27 protein-coding genes and 2 tRNA genes are annotated in these 24,753 nt (G+C 67.6%); 11 read left to right on the top strand and 18 right to left on the bottom strand.

Going from position 1 to position 24,753, the window contains the following annotated elements:
- Positions 1–10: 10 nt before the first annotated feature.
- From GV044_RS10460 to GV044_RS10435, 6 genes are all read right to left on the bottom strand, one after another.
- The gene (locus GV044_RS10460) at positions 11–757 is read right to left on the bottom strand and encodes an HAD-IIB family hydrolase (protein ID WP_159869141.1); all 747 of its coding nucleotides are present in this window, start codon (positions 755–757) and stop codon (positions 11–13) included.
- A gap of 117 nt (positions 758–874) precedes the next feature.
- Positions 875–2,083, bottom strand: coding sequence for an ABC transporter substrate-binding protein (locus GV044_RS10455; protein ID WP_159869138.1), 1,209 nt, complete (start codon positions 2,081–2,083; stop codon positions 875–877).
- 15 nt (positions 2,084–2,098) lie between these two features.
- The gene (locus GV044_RS10450) at positions 2,099–2,677 is read right to left on the bottom strand and encodes an ANTAR domain-containing response regulator (protein WP_159869135.1); all 579 of its coding nucleotides are present in this window, start codon (positions 2,675–2,677) and stop codon (positions 2,099–2,101) included.
- A gap of 97 nt (positions 2,678–2,774) precedes the next feature.
- Complete coding sequence (locus GV044_RS10445; RefSeq protein ID WP_159869132.1) at positions 2,775–3,089, bottom strand: TrbC/VirB2 family protein; 315 nt, start codon at positions 3,087–3,089, stop codon at positions 2,775–2,777.
- Entirely contained in the window at positions 3,086–3,703 is a 618-nt protein-coding gene (locus GV044_RS10440; protein WP_159869129.1) for a lytic transglycosylase domain-containing protein, read from the bottom strand. The genes GV044_RS10445 and GV044_RS10440 overlap by 4 nt, the downstream gene beginning before the upstream one ends.
- Before the next feature lie 208 nt (positions 3,704–3,911).
- Positions 3,912–3,986 (bottom strand) — tRNA-Thr (locus GV044_RS10435).
- A gap of 116 nt (positions 3,987–4,102) precedes the next feature.
- On the opposite strand from GV044_RS10435, the gene GV044_RS21840 reads away from it, so the two are divergent.
- From GV044_RS21840 to GV044_RS10405, 7 genes are all read left to right on the top strand, one after another.
- Complete coding sequence (locus GV044_RS21840) at positions 4,103–4,279, top strand: hypothetical protein (protein ID WP_201299049.1); 177 nt, start codon at positions 4,103–4,105, stop codon at positions 4,277–4,279.
- Between the two features lie 64 nt (positions 4,280–4,343).
- Positions 4,344–5,030: a 2,3-diphosphoglycerate-dependent phosphoglycerate mutase gene (gene gpmA / locus GV044_RS10430; protein WP_159869126.1), complete on the top strand. Its 687-nt coding sequence runs from the start codon at positions 4,344–4,346 to the stop codon at positions 5,028–5,030.
- Between the two features lies 1 nt (position 5,031).
- A complete protein-coding gene (gene purE / locus GV044_RS10425) occupies positions 5,032–5,517 on the top strand; it encodes a 5-(carboxyamino)imidazole ribonucleotide mutase (protein WP_159869123.1) in 486 nt (161 codons plus the stop codon).
- A gap of 196 nt (positions 5,518–5,713) precedes the next feature.
- Positions 5,714–6,769, top strand: a complete 1,056-nt coding sequence (locus GV044_RS10420) for a 5-(carboxyamino)imidazole ribonucleotide synthase (RefSeq protein WP_159869120.1) — start codon at positions 5,714–5,716, stop codon at positions 6,767–6,769.
- Between the two features lie 54 nt (positions 6,770–6,823).
- Positions 6,824–7,300: a dihydrofolate reductase gene (locus GV044_RS10415; protein WP_159871239.1), complete on the top strand. Its 477-nt coding sequence runs from the start codon at positions 6,824–6,826 to the stop codon at positions 7,298–7,300.
- Between the two features lie 8 nt (positions 7,301–7,308).
- A complete protein-coding gene (locus tag GV044_RS10410) occupies positions 7,309–8,244 on the top strand; it encodes a bifunctional riboflavin kinase/FAD synthetase (protein ID WP_201299048.1) in 936 nt (311 codons plus the stop codon).
- Positions 8,245–8,252: 8 nt separating this feature from the next.
- A complete protein-coding gene (locus GV044_RS10405; protein WP_159869117.1) occupies positions 8,253–8,675 on the top strand; it encodes a VOC family protein in 423 nt (140 codons plus the stop codon).
- 21 nt (positions 8,676–8,696) lie between these two features.
- On the opposite strand, the gene GV044_RS10400 is transcribed toward GV044_RS10405, so the two are convergent.
- Positions 8,697–8,773: transfer RNA gene (locus GV044_RS10400), tRNA-Arg, on the bottom strand.
- Between the two features lie 75 nt (positions 8,774–8,848).
- On the opposite strand from GV044_RS10400, the gene GV044_RS10395 reads away from it, so the two are divergent.
- Positions 8,849–9,403: an MmcB family DNA repair protein gene (locus tag GV044_RS10395; protein ID WP_159869114.1), complete on the top strand. Its 555-nt coding sequence runs from the start codon at positions 8,849–8,851 to the stop codon at positions 9,401–9,403.
- Positions 9,404–10,003: 600 nt separating this feature from the next.
- On the opposite strand, the gene GV044_RS10390 is transcribed toward GV044_RS10395, so the two are convergent.
- The 6 genes from GV044_RS10390 to pepN all read right to left on the bottom strand — a co-directional run bounded on the left by GV044_RS10390 (position 10,004) and on the right by pepN (position 16,754).
- Entirely contained in the window at positions 10,004–10,201 is a 198-nt protein-coding gene (locus GV044_RS10390; protein ID WP_159869111.1) for a DUF1289 domain-containing protein, read from the bottom strand.
- A gap of 78 nt (positions 10,202–10,279) precedes the next feature.
- Positions 10,280–11,128: a cytochrome c1 gene (locus GV044_RS10385; protein WP_159869108.1), complete on the bottom strand. Its 849-nt coding sequence runs from the start codon at positions 11,126–11,128 to the stop codon at positions 10,280–10,282.
- 24 nt (positions 11,129–11,152) lie between these two features.
- Positions 11,153–12,469: a cytochrome b N-terminal domain-containing protein gene (locus GV044_RS10380; protein ID WP_159869105.1), complete on the bottom strand. Its 1,317-nt coding sequence runs from the start codon at positions 12,467–12,469 to the stop codon at positions 11,153–11,155.
- An 11-nt stretch (positions 12,470–12,480) separates the two neighbouring features.
- Entirely contained in the window at positions 12,481–13,014 is a 534-nt protein-coding gene (gene petA / locus GV044_RS10375) for a ubiquinol-cytochrome c reductase iron-sulfur subunit (protein ID WP_159871233.1), read from the bottom strand.
- 278 nt (positions 13,015–13,292) lie between these two features.
- The gene (gene pgeF, locus GV044_RS10370; RefSeq protein ID WP_159869102.1) at positions 13,293–14,057 is read right to left on the bottom strand and encodes a peptidoglycan editing factor PgeF; all 765 of its coding nucleotides are present in this window, start codon (positions 14,055–14,057) and stop codon (positions 13,293–13,295) included.
- Between the two features lie 27 nt (positions 14,058–14,084).
- On the bottom strand, positions 14,085–16,754 hold the full coding sequence (gene pepN / locus GV044_RS10365; RefSeq protein WP_159869099.1) for an aminopeptidase N: 2,670 nt from the start codon (positions 16,752–16,754) through the stop codon (positions 14,085–14,087).
- Positions 16,755–16,894: 140 nt separating this feature from the next.
- On the opposite strand from pepN, the gene GV044_RS10360 reads away from it, so the two are divergent.
- Positions 16,895–17,728, top strand: coding sequence for an SDR family NAD(P)-dependent oxidoreductase (locus GV044_RS10360; RefSeq protein WP_159869095.1), 834 nt, complete (start codon positions 16,895–16,897; stop codon positions 17,726–17,728).
- On the opposite strand, the gene GV044_RS10355 is transcribed toward GV044_RS10360, so the two are convergent.
- Positions 17,638–18,564 (bottom strand): DMT family transporter, encoded by a 927-nt coding sequence (locus GV044_RS10355; RefSeq protein WP_159869092.1) that lies wholly within the window; start codon positions 18,562–18,564, stop codon positions 17,638–17,640. The two genes, GV044_RS10360 and GV044_RS10355, sit on opposite strands and share 91 nt — an antisense overlap.
- Complete coding sequence (locus tag GV044_RS10350) at positions 18,561–19,556, bottom strand: low specificity L-threonine aldolase (protein WP_159869089.1); 996 nt, start codon at positions 19,554–19,556, stop codon at positions 18,561–18,563. The genes GV044_RS10355 and GV044_RS10350 overlap by 4 nt, the downstream gene beginning before the upstream one ends.
- Positions 19,557–19,623: 67 nt before the next feature.
- Between GV044_RS10350 and GV044_RS10345 the strand changes: the two genes are divergently transcribed.
- Positions 19,624–19,944: a GNAT family N-acetyltransferase gene (locus GV044_RS10345; RefSeq protein WP_236554850.1), complete on the top strand. Its 321-nt coding sequence runs from the start codon at positions 19,624–19,626 to the stop codon at positions 19,942–19,944.
- 153 nt (positions 19,945–20,097) lie between these two features.
- Here the strand turns inward: GV044_RS10345 and GV044_RS10340 are convergent, their stop codons facing one another.
- The gene (locus GV044_RS10340; protein WP_159869083.1) at positions 20,098–21,321 is read right to left on the bottom strand and encodes a M20 family metallopeptidase; all 1,224 of its coding nucleotides are present in this window, start codon (positions 21,319–21,321) and stop codon (positions 20,098–20,100) included.
- Between the two features lie 41 nt (positions 21,322–21,362).
- The gene (locus GV044_RS10335) at positions 21,363–22,733 is read right to left on the bottom strand and encodes a lipopolysaccharide biosynthesis protein (protein ID WP_159869080.1); all 1,371 of its coding nucleotides are present in this window, start codon (positions 22,731–22,733) and stop codon (positions 21,363–21,365) included.
- Positions 22,734–22,845: 112 nt separating this feature from the next.
- Here GV044_RS10335 and GV044_RS10330 point away from each other — a divergent pair, with 112 nt between their 5' ends.
- Positions 22,846–23,586 (top strand): sugar phosphate nucleotidyltransferase, encoded by a 741-nt coding sequence (locus GV044_RS10330; protein WP_159869076.1) that lies wholly within the window; start codon positions 22,846–22,848, stop codon positions 23,584–23,586.
- A gap of 8 nt (positions 23,587–23,594) precedes the next feature.
- Here the strand turns inward: GV044_RS10330 and GV044_RS10325 are convergent, their stop codons facing one another.
- A complete protein-coding gene (locus tag GV044_RS10325) occupies positions 23,595–24,749 on the bottom strand; it encodes a glycosyltransferase (RefSeq protein ID WP_159869072.1) in 1,155 nt (384 codons plus the stop codon).
- Positions 24,750–24,753: the final 4 nt, after the last annotated feature.

The following is a 24,753-nucleotide window of genomic DNA, read 5'->3' as shown; positions in this document are numbered from 1 at the left end:
TGCAGTCCGATTACTTCAAGCAGCCGACGATCCCGGCGATGGCCGCCAGCGTGCCGTCGGGGTTCTTCACCCGCACCACGTCGAGACCCAGTTGCTGCGCGGGATAGTCGTTGCCGCCCGGGAAGATGGCATCGCCGATGAACATCATCGCGTCCAAGGGAATGCCGCTCTCCGCGCTCAGCTTCTTGAGGCCATAGGCCTTGTCGACGCCTTCGCGGGTGATGTCGATCGAGGTGGCGCCGCCCATGTTGATCGACAGGCCCGGCAGGCGCTGCTTCAGGTCGGCCTGGATCACCTTGCGCTTGGCGAAATCGGGATCCCAGTGCTCCTTGGCCTCGATCGGCGCCTGCTGGCCAAGTGCGGAGAAGGTGATCTGGCTGCCGCGATCCTCGATCCGCTCGCCCCAGGTCTGCTCGGGCACGAAGCCGGTCGCCTCCAGCGAAGCGTCGAACGCCTCCAGGATCGCCTTCTTCTGCGCGTCGTCGAACAGCTCGGCATAGACGGTCTGCCAGGTGCCATCCTGATAGCGGTAGAGCTTGGTCCCGGTGGTGGGCATCAGCCACAGCTTGGTGCGGTCCGCGCGCTCGGGCAGGCGGCTCGCGACCTGCTTCTCGAACTGCGGCCAGTCGCCGCCAGAGATCACGGCGACGTGGGCGACGTCGAGCAAGTCGGCCAGCGCCTCACCCATCGGCTCCAGCAGCGCCTGCTTGCTCTCGGCCAGCGTTCCATCAAGGTCGAAAGCGACCAACTGCTTCATGTAAAACCCCCGGTTCAAAAACTTCGGCTCGCCCTAGGACGCTTATGCGGCGCTTTGGTTGCCGTTGTGCGACGCTGCTTGTGCCGCATTCGCGAGGCAAGGCAAGCCCCGCGCCGTCTACGGCAAGCTCTTGAGGTAATCCTCCAGATGCGCCGGATCGAAGGCGACGCCGTCGAAGAAGCGGTTGGGCTCCAGCACCATCGCACCTTGCTGGGTGCTCACCGCGGTGCGCTGCATCAGGCTGCCTTCGACCTTGGAGCTGGCGCCCGGCAAGGGCTCGCCGGTGCCCATCAGCGCCGAGCGATAGATGTCGGGCCGGAACACGCGTGCGGCGCGGCGGGCTTCGTCGGCATCGAACGGCGTGCCGTCCCACCGCACCATCTGGGTGTAGAGCCACTCGGCCTGGCTGACCCAAGGAAAGTTCGCCGCCTCGCGGTACTGGAACATGAAATCGGGATAATGCACCAGCGCCCCGCCTTGCGAGAGCAGCAGCCGGTCCGAGATCGCGCGGCGGATCAGCTCGGCGCTGCCGTCGAGGTATTCGGGCCGGGCCAGGATCGCGGCGTTGGCGTCCCAGTTCACCGGGTCGACGAAGTGCGCCGCCGCCTTGCACAAGGCGCGAATCAGCAGGCGCACGGCGTCGATCTTCTCCTCGAGCACGCTTTCCTTCAGCGCCAGGACCTTCTCCACGCCGCGGCGCCAGATCTGCGCGGTGGCGAGCACGATCTCGCCAGCGCCCTGCTCCACCGCGACGCTGTTCCACGGCTCGCCCACGCAGATGCCGTCGACCTCCCCGGCGCGCAGGGCGTCCGCGCAGAATGGCGGCGGCACGGTGGTGATCTCCACATCGTGGTCGGGACGAACGCCGCAGCCCGCCAGCCAATAACGCAGCATGTAGTTGTGGCTGGAGTAGCGGTGGACCACACCGAACCGCAGGCGATTCCCGGTCGCGCGCCGCTCGTCGGCGATCTTGCGCAGTTCGGCGCCGACTTGGGCGGCGCTGCCCAGCGTGTTGTTCGGCCGCACCCGCTGCGCGATCTCGGGCCGCATGGTGATGGCATTGCCGTTGAGGCCGAGCACGAAGGGCACTGACAGCGGCTGCGCCGGCCGCCCGCGTCCCAGCGTCACTGCCAGCGCCAGCGGCGCGACCATGTGCGCCGCGTCCGAGTGGCCATAGAGCAACCGGTCGAGCACGGTTGCCCAGCTCATGTCCTTTACCAGGCGCAGCTTCACGCCCGCCTCTTCGGCGAAGCCATGCTCGTGCGCCAGGATCGGCAGGCACGCGTCGACCAGCGGCAGGAAGCCGACCGTCAGCTCTTGGGACATGTCAGGCGCCTCCCATCAGCCATTGCCCATCAGGCGGTGCGCGGTGATGATCGCGTCGGCAATGTCGATGATGCGCTTGCTCTGGCTCATCGCCGCGCTGCGCATCTCGGCATAGGCCTTGGGTTCCGGCAGGCCGCGGCTGTCCATCAGGATGCGCTTGGCCTTGTCGATGGTCTCGCGCTCGGCCAGCTTGCCCTTGGCATCGGCCAGGTCTTTCTGCAGGCGTGCAAAGGCGTTGAAGCGGGTGACGGCCAAGTCGAGGATCGGCCTGATCCGGTTCGCCGAGAGCCCGTCGACCACATAGGACGAAACGCCGGCCTCGACCGAGGCGGCGATCGATTCGTTGTCGCTCTCGTCCACGAACATCGCGATCGGGCGGTCGAGCACGCGGCTGACGGCGAAATATTCCTCCAGCACGTCGCGGCTGGGGTTGCCCAGGTCCATGAGGACGATGTCGGGCGCGATCTCGCCGATCCGCGCGACCATGCCGCGGCGTTCGGTGAGGACGAAGATCTCGCATTCGGGGAGCGAGGCCAGACCCTCCCGGATCACCGATGCGCGGGCAGCGCTTTCATCGATGATGGCTATTCGCATAGGCGCTTTGTGCAGTGCAGCATCGCTGAGGGCAAGGGGTGAGTGTCACGTGACCCTCGACACGAACGGAGGAGGGGATGCTTCCTCGGCGAGAGCGCTAGCTCCCCAGTGCCGCCGACTGGATGCCCGAGACGATCGCTCCCGCGCCGAACAGGATGAACACCCCGATGATCACGGTCGCCCCGAAGCGCCAGTTCATCCGGCCTGTCAGCATCATGAAGCCGACGGCAGCGACCGCCATCACCGCTACTGCGGTTGCGACATTGCCCAGCAGCGTGCCCTGCAGCCAGCCCAGCGCGGCCACGATCGGCCCGCTGCCCGCAGGATCGCGCACCGCCGCTTGCGCCAGCGCCGAATGGGGCGCGGCCGCGACCAACGCTGCCACCGCCACGAGAAGACGACGCCCGTTCACTTGCGCACCGGATCGGTCAGGTGCGACATGATCGATGCCACATACATCTGCGTCTCGCGGATCGCGGGAATGCCGCCGGCCCGTTGCACACGGGCGGGTCCGGCGTTGTAGGCGGCCAGTGCGCGCTCGATATCGCCGCCGAACGCATCGAGCTGCATGCGCAGATAGCGGGCCCCGCCTTCCAGGTTGGCCATCGGATCGGCGGGGTCGACGCCCATCTGCCGCGCGGTGCCCGGCATCAGCTGCGTCAGCCCGCGCGCGCCGACCGGCGAGCGCGCGGCGGTGTTCCAGCGGCTCTCCTGCCAGACCACCGCTTCGAGCAGTGTCGGGCTGATGTCATACTTGGCGGCAAGCTCGGCCACGCGGGCGCGGAATCGTTCCGGCCCCGCGGCCTCGGCGACGCCGGTGAACGAGGCGGGATGGAAGCCGGTGCCGTCGGACAGCATCTCCAGCGTGTCAGCGTCGATAGTGGCCGCGCCCAGTGCCGGCTCCGGCATGACTGGACCGCCGGCGACCCAGCGCGCGCCCTCGCGCTCGATCTGGAGGACGTCGGCGCAGGCCGCGACCGGCGCCGCCAGCGCCGTCAGGCCGAGCGCGGCCGCAATGACATGCATGCTCTTCAAAGGAATGCGTCCCCAGTCCGCCATTCGATCCCGCGGCCCAGATACCGCAGGGGCGCCATGGGACTCAAGTGGCTAACGGCAGGTTGCGTCAGGGCTCCGGTGGTTCCGGGTCGTAGCAATACCGAGCGCCTCAAGCGCGAACGCAGCCGCCAAGGCGCGACACCGCACGCGCCGAAAACACCACCGATGGAAAAAAGGATGGTGCTGCTAGGGAGGATTGAACTCCCGACCTCACCCTTACCAAGGGTGCGCTCTACCACTGAGCTACAGCAGCGTGCATCCAGCGGGCCACGAATGGGGTCCGCCAGGCAGGCGCGCCCTATCGTCTCGGGCGTCCGGAATGTCAAGTGCGGCTTGCAGCTTACGCAGGCTCACGGCATGGCGGCAGGCATGGCCAAGCGACAAGACCCGCAATCGCGCGAGGAGCGCCTCGCCGCCAAGTTGCGCGAGAACCTGCACCGCCGCAAGGCGCAGGCCCGTGCGCTCAACTCGGATGCATCGAGTTCGGCCGCGAGCACCTCCGAAAACGACTCGGCCGCTCTTTCCAACCCGGCCTCGGAAAGCTAGGGCCTGCGCCACCAAGCGCAACGGGTCCTCGCACAGGAGGGCCACAGCCAAGGAGCCTGCCCCCTTGCCTCGTCTGATCCTTGTCCGCCACGGCCAGAGCCAGTGGAATCTCGAGAACCGCTTCACCGGCTGGTGGGACGTCGACCTGACCGAGAAGGGCGAGGCCGAGGCCCGCGCTGCCGGTGCGCTGCTCAAGGACAAGGGCATCCTGCCCGACGTGGCCTTCACCTCGTTCCAGAGCCGCGCGATCAAGACGCTGCATTATGCGCTGGAAGCCGCCGGCATCCTGTGGATCCCCGAGACCAAGGACTGGCGCCTGAACGAGCGGCACTATGGCGGCCTCACCGGTCTCGACAAGGCCGAGACCGCGGCCAAGCATGGCGACGACCAGGTCAAGATCTGGCGCCGCAGCTTCGACATTCCGCCTCCAGTCCTGGAAAGCGGCTCGGAGTTCGACCTCGCCGCCGATGAGCGCTACGCCGGCATTCCGATTCCCAACACCGAGAGCCTGAAGGACACGATCGCGCGCGTCCTGCCGTACTACGAAGGTTCGATTGTGCCGCACCTGAAGGCCGGCGCCACCGTGCTGGTCGCCGCGCACGGCAACAGCTTGCGCGCGCTGGTGAAGCACCTGTCGAACATCTCGGACGACGAGATCACGGGCCTTGAAATCCCGACCGGCCAGCCGATCGTCTACGACCTCGAGGACGATCTCGCCGTGCAGGACCGCTACTACCTTTCGGAGCGGTGAGATGACCGCGGCGGTTCCGGTAGCAATCGTCATGGGCAGCCAGTCGGACTGGCCGACGATGACCCGCGCCGCCGAGATGCTCGACAAGCTGGGCATCGCCTATGATGCGCGCATCGTCTCGGCCCACCGCACCCCCGAGCGCCTGGTCGCCTTTGCGCAGGGCGCGGCGGACGAAGGGTTCAAGGTGGTGATCGCCGGTGCCGGCGGCGCGGCGCATCTGCCCGGCATGGTCGCCAGCATGACGCACCTGCCGGTGCTGGGCGTGCCGGTGCAGTCGAAGGCGCTCTCGGGGCAGGACAGCCTGCTCTCGATCGTGCAGATGCCGGCCGGAATCCCGGTGGGCACGCTGGCGATCGGCGAGGCCGGCGCGGCAAACGCAGGCCTCCTCGCCGCTGCGATCCTGGCGACGAGCGACGATGCCCTGGCCGAACGGCTCAAGGCCTTCCGCGCCGAGCAGACGGCGAGCGTGGCCGAGCGGCCGGCTTGATGCCTACCATCTTCGTCATTCCCGCGAAGGCGGGAATCCATCTCCTGCGGCTTCGACCCGCACAGCGGCGAAGGCTGAGACAGGGTGTGCCAACAGGGGCCGCGACCCTGGCAGCTTTGAGCAAGCCGAAGTCTTTGGAGATGGATTCCCGCCTTCGCGGGAATGACGAGGCTGTATTTGTGCGAGCGCTGCGCGCATGATCCCCCCCGGCTCCACGATCGGCATCCTTGGCGGCGGGCAACTCGGCCGAATGCTCGCCACCTCCGCGGCACAGCTGGGCTACCGCTGCCACATCTACGCGCCCGAGGCGGACTCGATCGCCGCCGAAGTCGCCCACGCCTTTACCCGGGCCGAGTGGTCCGACGCCGAGGCCATGGCCGACTTCGCGCGCGCCTGCGACGTCGTCACCTACGAGTTCGAGAACGTGCCGGTCACGCCCTTGCTGGCTCTGGGCACGGTGCCTCTCCTGCCCCACCCCCGCGCGCTGGAAACCGCGCAGGACCGCCTGACCGAAAAGCAGTTCGTGCAAGGCCTGGGCGGCACTCCTGCTCCCTTCGCGCCGGTCGACACCCTGGCCGAGCTCGACGCGGCCATCGCCGAGATCGGCACGCCCGGCATCCTCAAGACCCGGCGCGAAGGTTACGACGGCAAGGGCCAATGGCGCATCCAGTCCGCCGCGGACGCGGACGCACTCGACCTGCCGGCGCAGCCGCTGATCTACGAGGGTTTTGTCCAGTTCCTGGCCGAGTTCTCTGTGATCCTGTGTCGCGGCGCCGACGGCGCGATCCAGTTCTACGATTCGGCCCGCAACGTTCACGAGGACGGCATCCTCGCGCTGTCCACGGTGCCCGCCGGCGAGCCGATCGCCAGCCAGATCGCGCCCGCACGCGAGCTCGCCGCTGCCGTTGCCGAGGCGCTCGGATATGTCGGCGTGCTCACGCTCGAGTTCTTCGCGACCGAGGCCGGCCCGGTGTTCAACGAGATGGCGCCGCGCGTGCACAACTCCGGTCACTGGACCATCGAGGGCGCGGTCATCTCGCAGTTCGAGAACCACATCCGCGCGATCTGCGGGTTGCCGCTCGGCGACCCGGCGCTCGCCGCGAAGGGCGCCGAGATGCGCAACCTCATCGGCGACGAGGCCGAGGGCTGGCTGACGATCCTCGCCGATCCCGCCAACTACCTCCACCTCTATGGCAAGGGCGATGCGAGCCCGGGCCGCAAGATGGGCCACGTGACGCGGCTGATCCTGTGATCCCCGCACCCTTTCTCCGTGGATTGAGCCCGTGGTCGAGATGACGTGAGCCGGATCGTCACCCTCATCTACGCACGCGCCGCAAACGGCGTGATCGGCCGCGACGGCACCCTGCCCTGGCACCTGCCGGCCGACCTCCGCCACTTCAAGGCGCTGACCACCGGCAAGCCGATGATCATGGGCCGCAAGACCTTCGACAGCTTCCCCGCGCCACTTCCCGGCCGCCGGCACATTGTGCTCACCCGCGATATCGGCTGGCAGGCGGAGGGGGCAGAAGTCGCGCACACGCCCGAACAGGCGCTTGAGCTCGCGAGCCCAGGCGAGATCGCCGTGATCGGCGGCGCCGAGGTCTTCGCTCTGTTCGACGCCCGCGCCGACCGCATCGAACTGACTGAGATCCACGCCGAGTACCCGGGCGACACCACCATGCCCCCACCCGGCTCGCACTGGCACGAAGTGGCGCGCGAGGAGCATGCCCCCGCGGACGGGCGGCCCGGCTACGCTTTCGTGACGCTCTCGCGCCACCTATAGCGCAAAGCATGATTCACCTCGACCACCGCGAGCCCGTACCCGAAGCCTTGCGCGGCGCGATACTGGCGCTGGGCAACTTCGACGGCTTCCACCAGGGCCACCAGGCCGTCGTGGGCGAGGCGGTGCGCTGGGCGCGCGAGCAAGGCCGCCCCGCGATCGTCGCAACCTTCGACCCGCACCCGGTCCGCTTCTTTCGCCCAGACGCGGAGCCATTCCGCCTGACCACCCTGGACCAGCGCCAGGAACTGTTCGCCGCCGCCGGCGCCGACGCCATGCTGGTGTTCCATTTCGACGACGCGATCGCCGGCATGCCCGCCGAGCGCTGGGTGCGCGAGATGATCCACGCACGCCTGGGAGCAAGCGGCGTCACCACCGGCGAGGACTTCGTCTTCGGCAAGGACCGCAGCGGCACCGCCACGTCTCTACGCCTGCTGGGCGAGCCGCTGGATATCGCCACCCGCGCTGTGCCGGGCGTCTCCGACGCGCAAGGCCCGATCTCGTCGAGCCGCATCCGAGAAGCGCTGAAAACCGGCGATTGCGAGACTGCGACGGGGCTGCTCACACGCCCCTTCGCGATCCGCGGCAACGTGCAGCACGGCGACAAGCTGGGCCGCACCATCGGCTATCCCACCGCCAACCTCGCGCTCGGCAGCTACTTGCGCCCGCGCTACGGCATCTACGCCGTGACCGGCCGGCTGGCGGACGGCCGCACCTTGCTCGGGGCCGCAAACCTGGGCGTGCGCCCGACCTTCGATCCGCCCAAGGAACTGCTCGAGCCCTACTTCTTCGACTTCTCGGGCGACTTGTACGGCCAGGAGATCGAAGTGGCCTTCCACCACTTCTTGCGCCCCGAGGCCAAGTTCGACAGCCTCGACGCGCTGACCGCGCAGATGGACCGCGACTGCGAAGAGGCGCGGCGGCTCCTCACATCGGTCCCGGCCTGAGCCAAACCATGGCGCTGCGTCCCTTCCACCTCGCCTTCCCGGTCCACGATCTCGACGCCGCGCGCGCCTTCTGGGGCGGCACGATGGGCTGCCCGGAGGGGCGCAGCAGCGCCGAGTGGATCGACTTCGACTTCTACGGCCACCAGATCGTCGCGCACCTCGTATCCGGCTGGGCGACGCCCGATGCCGGCGGCAACGCGGTGGACGGCCATGACGTGCCCGTGCCGCACTTCGGGATCGTGCTCGCCATGGCGGACTGGCAGGCATTGGCCGACCGCCTCGTCGCGGCCGGCGTGCACTTCGCCATCGCGCCCCACATCCGCTTCGCCGGAGAGCCCGGCGAACAGGCGACCATGTTCTTCCGCGACCCCAGCGGCAACGCGATCGAGATGAAGGCCTTCGAGGACCTGACGCAGCTGTTCGCCACCTGACTGCGTGCGCTTGAAAGGGGATGGTGCACCCGACAGGATTCGAACCTGTGACCTCTGCCTTCGGAGGGCAGCGCTCTATCCAGCTGAGCTACGGGTGCAGTGCAGGCGCGGTTAGCAGAGGTGGCGTGGGCATGCCAGTGGCATTTCGTGGGGCGCACTTGGCCGGGGCGCGCATGACGCGGGAGGCTTGCCAGTTCCTGGTATGTTCCTATGGTGGGGTGATGCACGCTCTTGATTCGAACGTCCGTCCCGTCGGGGCCAGGTCACCGGTCGTCGCTGCCGACGTGGTGCGGGGGATCTGCCGGCTGTTCGCGCGCAACGACATCTGGTGCCTGCCGGAAATGCCGTTGCGCTGCGGGCGGCGGGCCGATCTGATGGGCATCGATGCCAAGGGCGATATCGTCATTGTCGAGGTGAAGGTCAGCCGGGCGGATCTGCTCGGGGACGCCAAGTGGCCCGACTATCTCGATTACTGCGACCGCTTTTACTGGGGTCTTGCGCCTGATCTCGATCGCGCGTGTTTGGGTACCGACCCGTTCATGCCGGATTGCTGCGGTGTGATCGTTGCAGATGGCTACGATGCTGAGATCCTGCGCCCGGCTCCGACGCGCAAGCTCGCGGCGGCTCGACGCAAGGTAGAGACCGAGCGGCTGGCGCGTGCTTCGCTGCGGCGCCTGGTGACGGGAGCGGACCCGCATACGGTGCAGTGGGGCAGGCAGGACGGGTAGGCACAGCGTTGGACTGCATGGGTGAGATGTACCGCGTTGGGGCGTGTGACCTGGCGCAGGCGTGGCATCTTCTTTACGCACTGAGGTCGGCTTGATCCTGGGTTGAGGGTAGCCTCCGGTTGGATGGCAGCCATCCACAAGTTCAGCCTAGCGGAGGGCCTTGGTGAGACGAGCCCGCTGGTTTGCGTCGCGACATTAGCTGGAGCTTCCACGGTCCGTGCCAGAGTTGGGGGCATGATGAACGCCAGTTCCACAGTGGGCAGCAGTTGTTCGGCCTCTAGCAGGCATCGAAATAGAGATCGCGAGCCGAAAACTCGACACAGAGTCAAAGACAGCCGCAAACCCGACACTGACTCGAGCATGACGATCCTTAGTTGAGTCTTCGTACTCGGGCGCATTGAGCAATGGGGGGAGCACTGCCGGCAGGCAGCGTGTCCATGCTTACGGTTGTACACCCAACGCCCAACCTCCTCCCTTAAGGGAGGAGGAGCAGATGGCGTCATTGAGCGTGATGACGCTCTAACGTGTTCGCGCTCTAACCGGAGCCGGTCGAAGGCTGTCAGCGATAGTGCACTAGGCCCGAGCTTCAGCCGCCGTATCTCACGTCTGATCTGTCAGCCGCAGCTCCGCCCTGTCTGCCCGCGCGCGCAAGGCATCGAGTACCTGCCGCTTCTCCTCTGCAGAGAAGCGCGCCCAGCCGGCGATCTCGTCGAGGGTCCGCCAGCAGCCGACACACGTCTCACCGGCGACATCCAGCCGGCACACGCCCGTACATGGCGAAGGGAGGTCATCCCGCATCACGCGATCTCCCAATGCAAAGCGCCCCTGCCATCTTGTGGATGGAGGGGCGCTGCATGAGCTCGTCCGGGACGCCGATCAGGCGTGCAGGTGCTTCTTCTTGTCGTGCCAGATGTTCTTGTACGACAGGAAGCCGAGCACCGTGGCGAAGAGCAGGAAGCCCAGGACCGGCCAGCCGGTCTGCTTACGCTTCTCCAGCTTCGGCTCCGCCGTCCAGATCAGGAACGCGCTGACGTCCTTGGCCATCTGGTCGACGGTCGGCTTGGTGCCGTCCGAGTACGAGACCTGGCCTTCGCTGGTCAGTGGCGGCGGCATCGCCAGGTTGAGGTTCGCGAAGTACGGGTTGTAGTGCAGGCCGTTTGGCGTCTTCGCGTCCGGGAACTCCTTCAGCAGCGCGGCCGGCTGGTTCTGGTAACCGGTCAGCAGCGAGTAGACGTAGGGGCCGCCCTCATGGCGAGCCTTGGTCATCAGCGACAAATCGGGCGGAACCGCGTTGTTGTTGGCGGCGCGTGCGGCGATGTCGTTGGCGAAGGGCTTGGGGAAGTAGTCGGTCGGCATGCCCGGGCGCATGGCGTCCTCACCCGTGTTCGGGTCGGTGCCGGGGACCTGGAAACCCTTGGCGATCGCCTTCACTTCGGCGTCGGTGTAGCCCAGCTGCGTCAGGTCGCGGAAAGCGACATGGCTCAGCGAGTGGCAGGCCGAGCAGACTTCCTTGTAGACCTGGAAGCCGCGCTGCAGCTGCTGGCGGTCGAACTTGCCGAACGCGCCATCGCTGGAGAAGCTGACTTCCTTGGGATGCAGGTGGAATTCATGCTCGGCAGTCACCGGCGGCGGCTCGGTGATCTGCTGGTAGGCGCCGTTGCCGAACGACCACGCCAGCGCGACCGTGAAGAACAGCCCGACGAGGATGGATAGGATGCGGATCATGGCTTTCGTTCCGTCTCGCTCGGGTCAGGCGTTGCTGTGCTGGGTGCCGGGGAACGGCGCGGTCGGGCTGGCGCTCAGCGGCACGTTCTCGTCCTTGCCGAGAACGGCTTCGGTGATCGAGAACGGCAGCGGATCGGGACGCTCGATGGCCGAGATCACGGGCACGATGATCAGGAAGTGCGCGAAGTAGTAAATCGCGGCGATCTGGCTGATCATGACGTAGGGTTCCGCGGCCGGCGCGCCGCCGCAGTAACCCAGGACCAGAGCGTCGAGCACCAGGATCCAGAAGAACTTGCGGTAGAGCGGACGGTAAGCGCCCGAGCGGACGGGCGAACGGTCGAGCCAGGGCATGAAGAACCACACCAGGATCGCGCTGAACATGGCGAGCACGCCCATCAGCTTGGCCGGGATGAAGAAGAAGTCGGCCGTGAAGGCGCGCAGGATCGCGTAGAACGGCCAGAAGTACCATTCGGGCACGATGTGCGCCGGCGTGCTCATCGGGTTGGCCGGAATGTAGTTGTCCGGGTGGCCCAACGCGTTGGGGAAGAAGAACAGCACCGCGCAGTAGAGGAACGCGAACGCGCCGACTGCCCATCCGTCCTTGGCGACGAAGTAGGGGTAGAACGGCACGGTGTCGCTCTCGCTCTTCACCTCGACACCGGTCGGGTTCGACGAGCCGGGGATGTGCAGCGCCCAGATGTGGAGGATAACCACGCCGGCGATCACGAACGGCAGCAGGTAGTGCAGCGAGAAGAAGCGGTTGAGCGCGGCGTTGTCCGGCGCGAAGCCACCCAGCAGCCACTGCTGCAGCGGCTCGCCGACCAGCGGGATGGCGCTGAACAGGCCGGTGATGACCTTGGCGCCCCAGAAGCTCATCTGACCCCAGGGAAGCACGTAGCCCATGAAGGCGGTGGCCATCATGAGGAGGAAGATGGTGACGCCCAGCAGCCACACCATCTCGCGCGGGGCCTTGTACGAACCGTAGAAGAAGCCGCGGAAGATGTGGATGTAGATGACGACGAAGAACGCCGAGGCGCCATTGGCGTGCGCATAGCGCAGCATCCAGCCCCAGTTCACGTCGCGCATGATGTGCTCGACGCTGTCGAACGCCACGCCGGCATTGGCGGCATAGTGCATCGCCAGGATGATGCCGGTGACGATCTGCAGGCCCAGGCACAGGCCGGCGAGGATGCCGAAGTTCCAGAAGTAGTTCAGGTTGCGCGGCACCGGATAGCCGGCGCCCACCGCGTTGTAGGCCAGACGGGGAAGCGGCAGCTTCTCGTCCATCCACCGCATGAACGGGTTGGTCGGCTTATACTCTTTGGCCCAGGGGAAGCTCATGATCTCTTACCTCAGCCGATCTTGACGACGGTGTCGGACGTGAATGCGTATTCCGGAACCTCGAGGTTCTTGGGCGCGGGGCCCTTACGGATGCGGGCGGCGGTGTCGTAGACCGAGCCGTGGCAGGGGCAGAAGTAGCCGCCGAACTCACCCTTGGTCTCACCCTCGCCGGCGCCGAGCGGCACGCAGCCCAGGTGGGTGCAGACACCCATGGTGATCAGCCAGTTCTCCTTGCCCTCCTTGGTCCGCTCCTCAAGCGTCTGCGGATCGCGGAGCGAGGAGACGGAAACGGCGTTGGCCTCGGCGATTTCCTTGGGCGTCAGGTTGCGGATGAACACCGGCTGCTTGCGGAACACGCCCTTGATCGCCTGGCCCGGTTTGATCGAGGAAATGTCGATCTCGGTCGAGGAGGCGGCGAGGACGTCGGCCGAAGCGGACATCTGGCTGATCAGCGGGTAGAGGATCGAGACGCCGGCGATGCCGGCCGCGCTGACTGCGGCGATGTTGATGAAATCGCGCCGCCGCACGCCGTCTGCGTGGACCAGGTCCGGCCCGGTACCCTGATCCGGAGAACCCGTGACCGCTTCTTCTGCCATGTTCGCCCTTGCCCTACTCTCGTAGTTCTTCTTGGACCCGCGACCGAACGGCGCAGGCTGAATTCCTAGTCAATCTTTGCCTGGAATCCCCCCGTGCCGGCAAAGCGCCGGGCGCACGGGCACCCCGGGCCGATGCCGACTTGGCGCGCTGATAGCTGCGAATATCCCACATGCCAACCGCATTTTTGGGCAGTTCGGACGAGGGCGAGGGCGCGGGTTTCGCCCGATCAGGGCAGCGCGATCAACGCGATCTGGCGGCCATATGAGGGCTCGCTGCGGTGCGTGGCCCGGCGGAAGGAATAGAATCGATCGGGCGCGGCGTAAGTATCCAGGCCGAGGCCCGCGACATGCGCGAGACCGGCCTGGCGCAGGCGCTGCACCACGTATCCTTCGAGATCGAACTGCCAACGCTCCGCAGCGCCGGGCACGAAGAAGCGGGCATGCGCCATGTCCTGGTCGAGGAAACGCTGCCGGAAGGCCGCATCCACCTCGTAGCTGATCTGCGCGATGCAGGGGCCGACAACGGCGGCGATCCGTGAGCGCTGCGCGCCGAGCGCTTCCATGGCGGCGATCGTCGCATCGGTCACGCCGCCGATTGCGCCCTTCCAACCGGCGTGGGCGGCACCGACGACGCGCGCTTGAGGGTCGGCGAACAGGACCGGTGCGCAATCGGCGGTGAGGATGCCCAGCGCTACGCCGGGCCGGTCGGTGACCAGGGCATCGGCATGGGGGCGCTCGTCATCGGGCCAGGGCTCCGTCACTGCCACGCACTGGGCGGAGTGGACCTGGTACGCGGTGGCGAGCTGCGCCCCTGGAGCAACCGCAGCCACGGCGCGGCGTCGGTTCTCGGCGACGTGCACAGGGTCGTCGCCCGACCCGAGCCCGACGTTGAGCCCGGCGACGACGCCTTGCGAAACCCCGCCGATGCGGCCGAGAAAGCCGTGGTGCGCATCTCCCAGAAGCGGGGAGTGGATCGCTAACACGTCGGTCATGTCGCTGAAGGTCGTCCGCTGCTCACCTCAACCAAGGCTTTTGGTCACCTGCTCGAGCACGTCGCGCGACAGCGAGGGTTCGGCGGCGATGCGCTCCAGTTCGGCGCGCATCAGCGCGGCGCGGGCCGGTTCGATCCGGCGCCAGCGGCCGAGCGAGGGCACGAAGCGTGCCGCGGTCTGCGGGTTGATCGGATCGAGCCGGCGGATCAGATCGCCGATGATGCGATAGCCCTCGCCGCTGGCCGCATGGAACGCCTGCGGGTTCACGGCGAGCGCCATATAGAGCGCGCGCACGCGATTGGGGTTGTTCATGGTGAAATCGGGGTGTGCGGCCAGTGCCTTGGCATGCTCCAGCACCTGGGGGTGCAGCGAACCGGCCTGGAGCGAGAACCATTTGTCGATCACCAGCGCGTTGCCGGCGTAGCGGCCGTGGAAGTCGGCCAGCGCCTCGCCGCGCTCGGGCCCGTCCAGCCCTGCGAGCACCATCAGCGCGCCCTGGCGGTCGGTCATGTTGTCGGCAGCGCGGTACTGCGCGATGGCGCGCTTGCGCGCCTCGTCCGGGACACCGGCAGCCAGGTAGGTGAGCGCCTGGGTCTTGAGTTTGCGCGCACCGCGGGCGGCCGCATCGCGTGAGTAGGGCACTGCACTGACGCGGTCGTGCAGCGCCTGCAGATCGGCGCGGAGCTCGGTGCCGAGCCAGGCCTTCAACGCCTCGCGCTCGGCGTGGATGGCGCTCGGGTCGGCGACCAGGAACTGCTCGGCCAGATAGCCCTCGGCCGGCAGGATCATCAGCTCGCCGCGCATCAGGTCGTCGAGCGCCGGGTCCAGCAGGATCGAGCGCAGTGCCTGCCCGATCGCCGCACGCTCCTCAGCCCGCGCCTGCTCCTGAAGGTTGCCGCTCACGGCCGCGATCAGGTGGCGCATGACCAGGCTCTGCATCGCCTCGTAGCGGGCGAAGGCATCGTCGTCGTGGGCGGCGAGGAACACCAGGTCTTCCGCCGGACGCTCGAAGTCGATGGCGACCGGAGCGGAGAAGCCGCGGTTGATCGACAACACGGGCGGCTGCGCGAAGCCAGTGAATGTGAAGCTCTGCTCGGCCTGGTCGAGCACCACCAGCTGCTCGCCATGGTGGCGACCGGTCTCCCGATCGAACAGCGCCAGCTTGAGCGGGATCGGCATCGGCTGCTTTTCAGGCTGGCCACCACCATCGTGATTCGGTGTCGAGGGCACCACCTGGGTAAGCCTGAGCGTCAGCGTGTCGCCCGCGTGCTCGGTCGTGGCGGTCACCTGCGGCGTACCCGACTGCGAGTACCACAGGCGGAACTGCTGGAGATCGAGCCCGGCACCATCCTCGATCGCGCGCACGAAGTCCTCGCAGGTCGCGGCCTCACCATCATGGCGGTCGAAGTAGAGGTCGGTGCCGGCACGGAACCGCTCAGGGCCGGCCATGGTGCGCATCATGCGGATCACCTCGGCGCCCTTGTTGTAGATCGTCGCGGTGTAGAAGTTGCTGATCTCCTGATACGAATCAGGGCGGATCGGGTGCGCCAGCGGGCCAGAATCCTCGGGAAACTGCGCCGCGCGCAGGACCCGCACGTCCTCGATCCGCTTCACCGCGGGGCTGCCCATGTCGGCGCTGAACATCTGGTCGCGCAGCACGGTGAAGCCTTCCTTCAAGGAGAGCTGGAACCAGTCGCGGCAGGTCACGCGGTTGCCCGACCAGTTGTGGAAGTACTCGTGCCCGATCACGCCTTCGATCGCGTCGTAGTCGGCGTCGGTGGCGGTCTCCGGATCGGCCAGTACGTAGCGCGTGTTGAAGACGTTGAGGCCCTTGTTCTCCATCGCGCCCATGTTGAAATCGGACACGGCGACGATGTTGAACAGGTCGAGGTCGTACTCGCGCCCATAAGCCTCCTCGTCCCACTTCATCGAGCGCTTGAGCGAATCCATGGCATGGTGGGTGCGCTCTTCGTCACCCTTGCGGACCCAGATGTTGAGGTCGACCTGGCGGCCGGAGCGCGTAACAAAGGTGTCGTGGTTGGCGACCAGGTCGCCCGCGACCAGCGCGAAGAGGTAGCACGGCTTGGGCCAGGGATCGTGCCACTCGGCCCAGTGAGCACCGTTCGGGCCCCCGCCCGTGGCCTCGCAGTTGCCGTTGGAGAGCAGGATCGGGAACGCCGCCTTGTCGCCGCTCATCCGCACTCGATAGGTGGAGAGCACATCGGGGCGGTCGGGGAAGAAGGTGATCCGGCGAAAGCCTTCCGCCTCGCACTGGGTGCACAGCATGCCGTGCGAGGCATAGAGCCCCATCAGCTGGCTGTTGGTAGCGGGATTGAGCTGCGTCTCGATCTCCACCTCGTGCGCCTCGCCCGGAAGCGGGAGCAGCAGGTCGGGCCCATCGAGCCGCCAGTCATTCACCGCCTGTTCGTCGACGCGCACGGCGATCGGGGCGATTCCGTCGCCGTTGAGGCGCAGCGTCCCGCTGCCATTGCCCTGCGGATTGCGGCGCACACTGAGCCTGGACGTGACGTGGGTCGCATCGAGGCCCAGCGCGAAATCGAGCGCGACTTCGGGTACCAGCCAGGCCGGTGCCTGGTAGTCCTCGCGCCGGATCACCTGCGGCGCATGCGGCGGCGGCGCGGCGTCGGCGGTGAAGGGGTTCTCGGGCGCTTCGGAGGGTCTGCTGGCGATGTCCATGCGGCTGTACTTAGGCTTTTGGAGTGCGATTGTAAGCCAGCGACAATCCAACTCCGTTCGTGTCGAGCGAAGTCGAGACACGTCAGCGCCAGGCCAGCGTGTCTCGACTTCGCTCGACACGAACGGATAGGGGAAGAGTCATGCCTCGCATGTTCATTTTCGGCCTTGGCTACTCCGCCAGCCATATCGCCCAGTCGTTGCAAGCGCGCGGATGGGAGATCGTCTCGACCGGCAGCGCCGGCACGCTCTCCTTCGAAGACGAGGGCAACGTGCGCCTGGCGCTCGCCGATAGCGATCATGTCCTCTCCTCCGTGCCGCCCGGCGGCGAAGGGCTCGATCCGGTGCTGGATCGCTATGGCGCCGCACTGGCCGGCAAGCGGCTGAGCTATCTTTCCTCGACCGGCGTCTACGGCGGCACCGGCGGCGCGTGGGTGGACGAGAGCGCACCGGTCGGCACCGGGCGCCGGACTGCGCGGGCGGAGGCGGATGCGGCGTGGCTCGCACGCGGCGCGCGGGTCTATCGCCTGCCGGGCATCTATGGTCCGGGCCGCAGCGTGTTCGAACGTATCGCCAAGGCTCGGGCGCACCGCATCGACTTGCCCGGGCAGGTGTTCAGCCGCGTGCATGTCGCGGACATCGCCGCCGGCGTGCTCGCAGGGCTGGACGGACCCGCCGGCGCCTACAACCTCGCCGACGACCTGCCCTGCAGCCAGAACACGCTGGTGGAGGAAGCATGCCGGCTGCTCGGCCAGGCACCGCCGCCGTTGCTCAGCCTGGAGGCGGCGCAGCTCTCTCCGATGGCGCGCGGCTTCTATGCCGAGAACCGGCGCGTCGCCAACGGCAAGGCGAAGCGCGTGCTGGGTTGGGCTCCGCGCTTCCCCGATTACGCCACCGGCCTGCGCGCCCTCAGGGCCACGACCAATCCCGCCATCGCCAGCGCCGCGCCGATCGCCGCCAGCAGCGACCAGCGATAGCCCTCGAACACGGTCGAGATCAGCATGGCGATGACGATCACCACCACGCCGTTGTAGGACGCGCGGCCGGCGCCAAGCTGGCGAATCAGCGTGTAGTACATCGGGAAAGTCACCACCGATCCTGCGATCGCCAGGTAGGCGGTGCCGGCCCAATAGGCCCCGTCAGCCGGGATCACCGGCGGTCCGGAGAGCACCCAGGCCAGCGCCGCATTGCACCCCGTGCCATAGAGCATTGCCCAGGCGAGCAGGCTCACCGCGGGTAGCCCCTGCCCCGTCTCGTTCGCCTGCATGACGTTCGAGATCGAGGCGCACAGCATCGCCATCAGCGCCAGGAACACGCCGAGCGGCACATGCCCGCCCAGCGGCGCCATGCGCGCTTCGTGCAGCAGCAGCAGGCTCAAGCCCGCGATGGCGATCGCGCTGCCGATGGCGAACCGGCGCGTGATCACCTGGCCCAGCAGGACGCGCGCGAACAGGGTGTTGGGCACCAGCAGCAGCCCGATCATCACCGCGACGATGCCCGAGGTGAGATACTCCTCGGCCCGATAGACGAAGTTGTAGTTGCCGCAGAACTGGGTCAGCCCGACGAAGAACGCCAGCCGCTGCCCTGCCGCGCCGAGCCGGAGCGAGCGGCGCATCGCCAGCGCCACCGCGAACATCGCCGGCGTCGCGATCACAAACCGCCAGGTCACCGACCAGCCCACCGGCGCGGCGGTGTTCTGCCCCAGGATCACGAACCATGTCGAACCCCAGATCAGCGCCACGATCAGGAACGGGATCGCGATGCCTGGCCGCAGCAGTGCATGCGGCGGCGGCGCTGGCGCCTCGGTGCTCATAGCGCGCGGATTGCCCGGGCAAGGGCATCGACGTGGCTGGCATCGGCGTTCCACGACGTGACAAGCCGCGCACCTTGCGCGCCCCAATCGTAGAACGAGAAGCCTTGCGCGCGCAGCGCGGCGCGCTCTTGCGTCGAGACGGTCAGGAAGATCTCGTTGGCTTCGACGGCATGCAACAGACGCTCACTCGCGGCCGCGGCGATCTCGGCGGCCGCCGCGTTGGCGGCGCGCCCGTTCTGCAGCCACAGGTCGTCCCGCAGCATCGCGAGGATCTGTGCGGCGAGGAAGCGGCCCTTGGACTGCAAGTGGCCGGCGCGCTTGCGACGATAGCGCACGACATCGGCAAGGCTTCTGTCGAAGAACACGATCGCCTCGGCACCCAGGCCGCCGTTCTTGACGAAGCCGAAGCTGAGCGCGGCGACGCCCTGGCACGCCTCTGCCGGCGTGCAGCCCATGTGCGCGACGGCGTTGGCGAAGCGAGCGCCGTCCATGTGGAGCTTCAGCCCGCGGGCTTTGGCGAGATCCGCGATCGCCGCGACTTCGGCGGGCCGGTAGACGCAGCCATATTCGCTGGCCTGGGTGATCGAGACGGCGTGGGGCTGGACCTGGTGCACGTCGTCGCGGATCGGGTCGATGACGCCAGCGATGGCATCGGGCGTCAGCTTCGCGCTGGCTCCCTCGGCCAGCATCAGCTTGGCGCCATGAAGGTAGAAGCCGGGCGCGCCGCCCTCGTCCACTTCGATATGCGCCTCGCGGTGGCAGACGACCCCGCCGTGCGGAGGCACCATCGCGGCAAGCGCCAGGCAGTTCGCCGCGGTGCCGGTCGCTACCCACAAGGCGGTGCACTCGCGCCCGAACAGCGCGGAGAAGGCGGCGTCGAGCTCACGGCTGATGGCATCGGTGTCGTAGGGCGAATCAGGCGCGTCGGCGGCGAGCATCGCGCTCCACACGGCAGGGTGGACGGCGGCGGCATTGTCGGAGAGAAACTGCATGGCCATATCGCCTGTTACCGGATGGATGGCGCGTCAAGTCCCGCGCCCCGCAGGACAGGAGCGCAACGTGGCCCAGGAAAGCGAACCCCAACAGAACGGATTGGGCCTCACCATCACCAAGCACGACCGGGGTGGTGCGGGTGAGTACCAGGCGCATCTGGCCGATAGCGACTCGATCGGTCGGCTGACCTGGGTGGAGCGCGACGGCGTCCACATCGCCGACCACACGCTGGTCCCGCCCGAGATCGGCGGCCGCGGCGTGGCGGCCCGGCTGGTCGAGGCGCTGGTGGCCGATGCGCGCGAGAGCGGGTTCAAGATCCAGCCGATGTGCAGCTACGTCGCGGTGGCCTTCAAGCGGCACCCGGAGTGGGAAGACCTGCGGGCTTGAGCTTGGCTTGGGTAAATCGCACCGTTGGGGGCGGGCTTCGACAAGCTCAGCCCTGGCGGTGTAGTGTAAGGCCTCAGCCTCGCAGATGCGGTTTACTTTTACACCGCCAGGGCTGAGCTTGTCGAAGCCCGCCAGCCCACCTCCGGGTTCACCCTAAGCCCCAAACCCCTCGGCCAAGTACCGCTCGGCCAAGCCTGCCAGGTAGGCCGCACCCAAGGGCATCGTGCTCTCGTCCACGCGCATTCGGGTCGAGTGGATGCCGCAGCAGTGCTGCCAGTCCTCTCCTTCGTGGCTGACGCCCAGGAAGAACATCGCACCGGGCACTTTCTCCAGCACATAGGCGAAGTCCTCGGCGCCCATGATCGGGTCCGGCAAACGCAGGAAGTGGCCGAACAGATCGCGGGCCACCTGCTCGCCGAAGTCGACGGCGCGGGCATCGCAGAGGGTGACGGGGAAGCCCTCCTGGATCGTCACTTCGGCCGTCAGGCCGTGGGCGCCGGCGATCCCCGCGGCAAGGTTGTGCACCTCTTCACGCAGTCGGGCGCGGCTGGCGGGGGATAGCGAGCGCATCGTGCCGGTCAGCTGTGCGGTGTCGGCGATGACGTTGTGCGCGGTGCCGCACTCGATCTTGGCGATCGTCACCACCACCGGGTCGAAGACGCTGAACTTGCGGGTCACCATGGCCTGGAGCGCCGTCACGATCTCACACGCGACCGGCATCGGATCGAGCGTGCCGTGCGGCATCGAGGCATGGCCGCCGCGCCCGATCACGCGGATGCCGATCTGGTCGGCCGAGGCGAGCAGCGCGCCGGCTCGCCCGCCGAACACACCATGCGGCGCATTGGGCATGACGTGTAGCGCGAAAGCGGCGTCGGGCAGCGGCACGCCGTCGTCACCGCCGCCGAGCAGGCCGTCCTCAAGCATGAAGCGCGCGCCGTGGTAGCCCTCCTCGCCGGGCTGGAACATGAAGCGCACTTCGCCGCGCAGCTCGCCCGCACGCGCACAGAGCAGCTCGGCCGCGCCCGCCAGCATGGCAACGTGCGCGTCATGGCCGCAGGCGTGCATCACGCCGGGCACTCGGGATGCGAAGTCGAGCCCGGTCTCCTCAGGCATGGGCAGAGCGTCCATGTCGCCGCGTAGCAGCACCGAGCGCGCCTGCCAGCTTTCGGCTCCCGCCCCGCCTTTCAGCGTCGCGACGAGGCCGGTGGTCGAGGGTCCCTCGCGCCAGGTCAGCGGCAGGTGCGCCAGCGCGGCGCGGATCTTGTCGCGAGTCTTCGGCGTGTGCAGGCCGATCTCGGGTTCGGCATGGATGGCGCGGCGCAAACCGGTGATCCGGTCCGCCAGGCCGACGGCATCGGCGACGAGCGTTGTGGTCATGCCCGCCAGCATAGGGCGCCACGGTGCCATGTCGAGGTGGCTTACAGGCTGGACTGCTCGGCCGGCTGGAGTGGCTCGTCACCCTTCATGCGTTGCAGCGTGACGAAGGCCATCAGCCCCATGACCACGTAGAGCGCCGCCGACCCCAGCGCGACCGCCCAGGCCGCGCCGCTCGGGCCGGTGTGGATCAGCAGGGCCATGGCGATCCCCAGCACCGCCAGCCCGATCAGCCGGGCGGTGAGCGAAAGCTGCGCCTTGCCGGTTGAGTGCAGCACCGGTTCGAACGCGACGCTCGCCAAATCGAAGCTGGCAGCGAGCGCGAGCGGCACCAGGATCGCCGCGCCGCCTTCGAAGGCCGTGCCGCCGATCAGGCCCAGCAACCCGCGCCCGGCGACCAGCGCGATGCCGACCACCACGAGCCCGCCCGCACCGGCGATGAGGCTGGTCTGCACCGCCAGCTTGCGGAATTCCTGCAGGCTGGAAGCGACCCGCATGCGCGAGACTTCGGCATAGACGGCGCGGGTCAGCATGGTCGAAAACTTGCTCAGTGCCTGGCTGAGCTGGCTGGCAAGGCGGTAGAGACCGGCGGCGCGCGTGCCGACGATGCCGCCGACGATCAGCAGCGGCCCGTTCTTGGTCAGCGCGTCGAGCGTCGATCCGGCAAAAGTCACCAGGAAGAAACGCCAGAGCCCCGGGTTCTCGTCCAGTGCGCGGCGATAACCCTTGAGGTGCGCCATCTGCACGGCTTCCGGGCACAGCCGCTTGGCCATGGCCCAGTAGAGCACCGCCTCGAGGAGGTCGACGACGGCCCAGACGAACAGGAACCAGCCTACGCTGGGCGCCAGCAGCCATACGGCAACCGCGCCGACCAGGCGGCCGACCGGCACCACCGCCTCGACATAGACCGCCATCTGGAACTTGTTCATGGCCCGCACCATGCCGGTGGGCGCCGACACCAACGCCCACAGCTGCGCGCAGCAGAACAGGAAGCCGGGTACGATGTAGTCCTGGTTGAGGTCCAGCAAGTGCGCGAAGCCGAAGAACACGACCGCGGCGATCAGGCACCCACAAAAGGCACCCACCGCGTCGAGCACGCCAGCGAACATGCCCAGCCGGCCGAACGCGGCCCAATCCTTCTCATGCACATGGCTGGCGCCATAGCGCACGACGACGCGCCAGGTCTGGAACCCAGCGATCGCGATCAATGCCTGCGCGGTGCCGAAGATCAGCGAGAAGTGGCCGAAACCCTTCAAGCCCAGCGTGCGCGTCAGGATCGCCAGGTAGACGATCGAGCACAGCGCGCCGAAACCCTTGCCGCCCAGCAGCCAGGCGGTGTTGGCCAGGATCCGCGCAATGGGTGAACTAGGGGGCGAGCTGGAGGCTGAGCTAGACTTGGCGCGACCGGCGGGCATCGCCGCTCCTTTGCGCCTTTCCCCCAAAGCTGGCAAGCCGGGCGAGTCGCGAACCCGACACTGATACACGCTGCGACTTCCGCTCGGGGCCAGAGGCAGGTAGAGCGCAGCGATGATCGAACACGCCATTCTCCTCAGCGCGGGCCAGGGCTCGCGCATGCTGCCGCTCACCGCCGAGCGCCCCAAGTGCCTGATCGACTTCTCGGGCCGCACCCTGCTGGAATGGCAGATCGAGATGCTGGCCCGCGGCGGCGTGAAGCACATCGACGTCGTCACCGGGTTCATGACCGACATGGTCGACGAAGTCGTCGCCCGGATCGACGACCCGCGAGTGACGATCACCACGCGCTTCAATCCGTTCTACAAAGTGGCCGACAACCTGGGCTCATGCTGGATCGTGCGCGAGCAGATGGCGCAGGATTTCCTGATCCTCAACGGCGACACGCTGGTATCGGAAGAGATCGTGCGCACGGTCCAGCAGGATCGGGGCTGGCCGATCGCTGTCACGGTCGACGTCAAGGACGCCTATGACAGCGACGACATGAAGGTGGAGCGAGACGGTGAGCGTCTGGTCCACATCGGCAAGACGCTGACGGCGGCGCAGTCGAACGCCGAATCGATCGGCTTCCTCGCCTTTCGCGGTGAAGGCGTGGAGCTGTTCCGCGAGACGGTGCGCAAGGCGATGCGCACGCCCGAGGGGGTGCAGCACTGGTACTTGAAGGTGATCGACAGCATCGCGCCGACCGGCAAGGTCGGCACCGTCTCCATCGAAGGTGGCGAGTGGGCGGAAGTCGACTTCCTCAACGACATCGAGATCGCGACCGCGCTGACGGACCGCTGGGCCGCGGCCTGAGCTTTCCCTCAGCGGCTGGCGGTGCGCTCCGTCGCGAAACAGGCTAGCTCCTCGAACAGGGCCTGGTAGTCGCCCAAGGCACGCGAGCGATCGTAAGCGGCCGCGCGGCCCGCCGGACGTACCACGCTGGCCGGATCGGTCTGAGTAAGGATAGCACGCGCCATCTCGGCAGGATCGTACGGATCGACCAGCACGCCGTAGCGGCCATGGCCGAGGACCTCCGCGGCGTTGCCCGCGAGACGCGAGGCGACCAGCGGCAGGTCGCAGGCGAGCGCTTCGAGGAGGACATTGGCCGAGCCTTCCCAGACTGACGGCAGGGCGAGCACCGAGGCAGCGCGAAAGTACGGAAACGGATTGCTGGTCCGAGGGACGAACGCGACATCGGCCGCAACGCCCAGCTTGGTCGCTAGCTCCTGCAACCGTTCGCACTCGGCCGGGGCGCCTCCGCCGACATGGATCAGCCGCAAGGGCCGCTGCGCGCGGGCTTGGGCAAAGGCCTCCACCAGGCTGGCGAAATTCTTCTGGCGCGCCAGGCGTCCGACCCCGAGGACGATCGGTATCGCTTCGCCGCCCCACGGATGCAGACAAGGCTCGTCCGCACGAGCGCGGACGTGGTCGACGTCGACACCGTTGGCGATGATTTGCGCCTTGCCGCTCACCAGCGCCTTGGTCAGCAGCGGATCGGCGGCAAGATGCGGCGAGACCAGCACCAGGCGCGTGGCGTCACGTACCACCCGATGAGCGATCAGGCGCCTGATGCTGAGAGCCGATAGTGGATCGCCGGTCGCGGCATTGTGCGCCAGGTCGTTGCTGATGCGGTAGACGGTCGCGGGCCGAGTGCCGGCCGGCAGGCTCTGCATGGCGGTCAGCGCCGCCAGGTGCGCGTGGTTGCCCGCCGAGAGCAGCACATCGGGGGCGAGCCGCTCTATCTCGTGGCGAAGAGCCGGCACCGCGCGCAGCAGCTCCAGCTTGCGCGGCAGATGCGGGCCGCCGAGCACGACATGATCGAGGCCGTGCGCCTGCTCGGCCAGATCGCCACCGGGTTTGACCGTCACCAGGGCGACGCGCCAACCCGCTGCGTTCATGTGGTGCGCGATGGCGATCGCGTTGCGCGCGACACCGGTCGCAGCAAGCTGGTGAAGGAAAATCGTGAGAGCGGCCACCCAG

It is taken from the genome of Novosphingobium sp. 9U, from assembly GCF_902506425.1.
GTDB lineage: Bacteria > Pseudomonadota > Alphaproteobacteria > Sphingomonadales > Sphingomonadaceae > Novosphingobium.
Note: the sequence above shows the minus strand (reverse complement) of the source record. Positions and strands in the feature narration are given on the sequence as shown.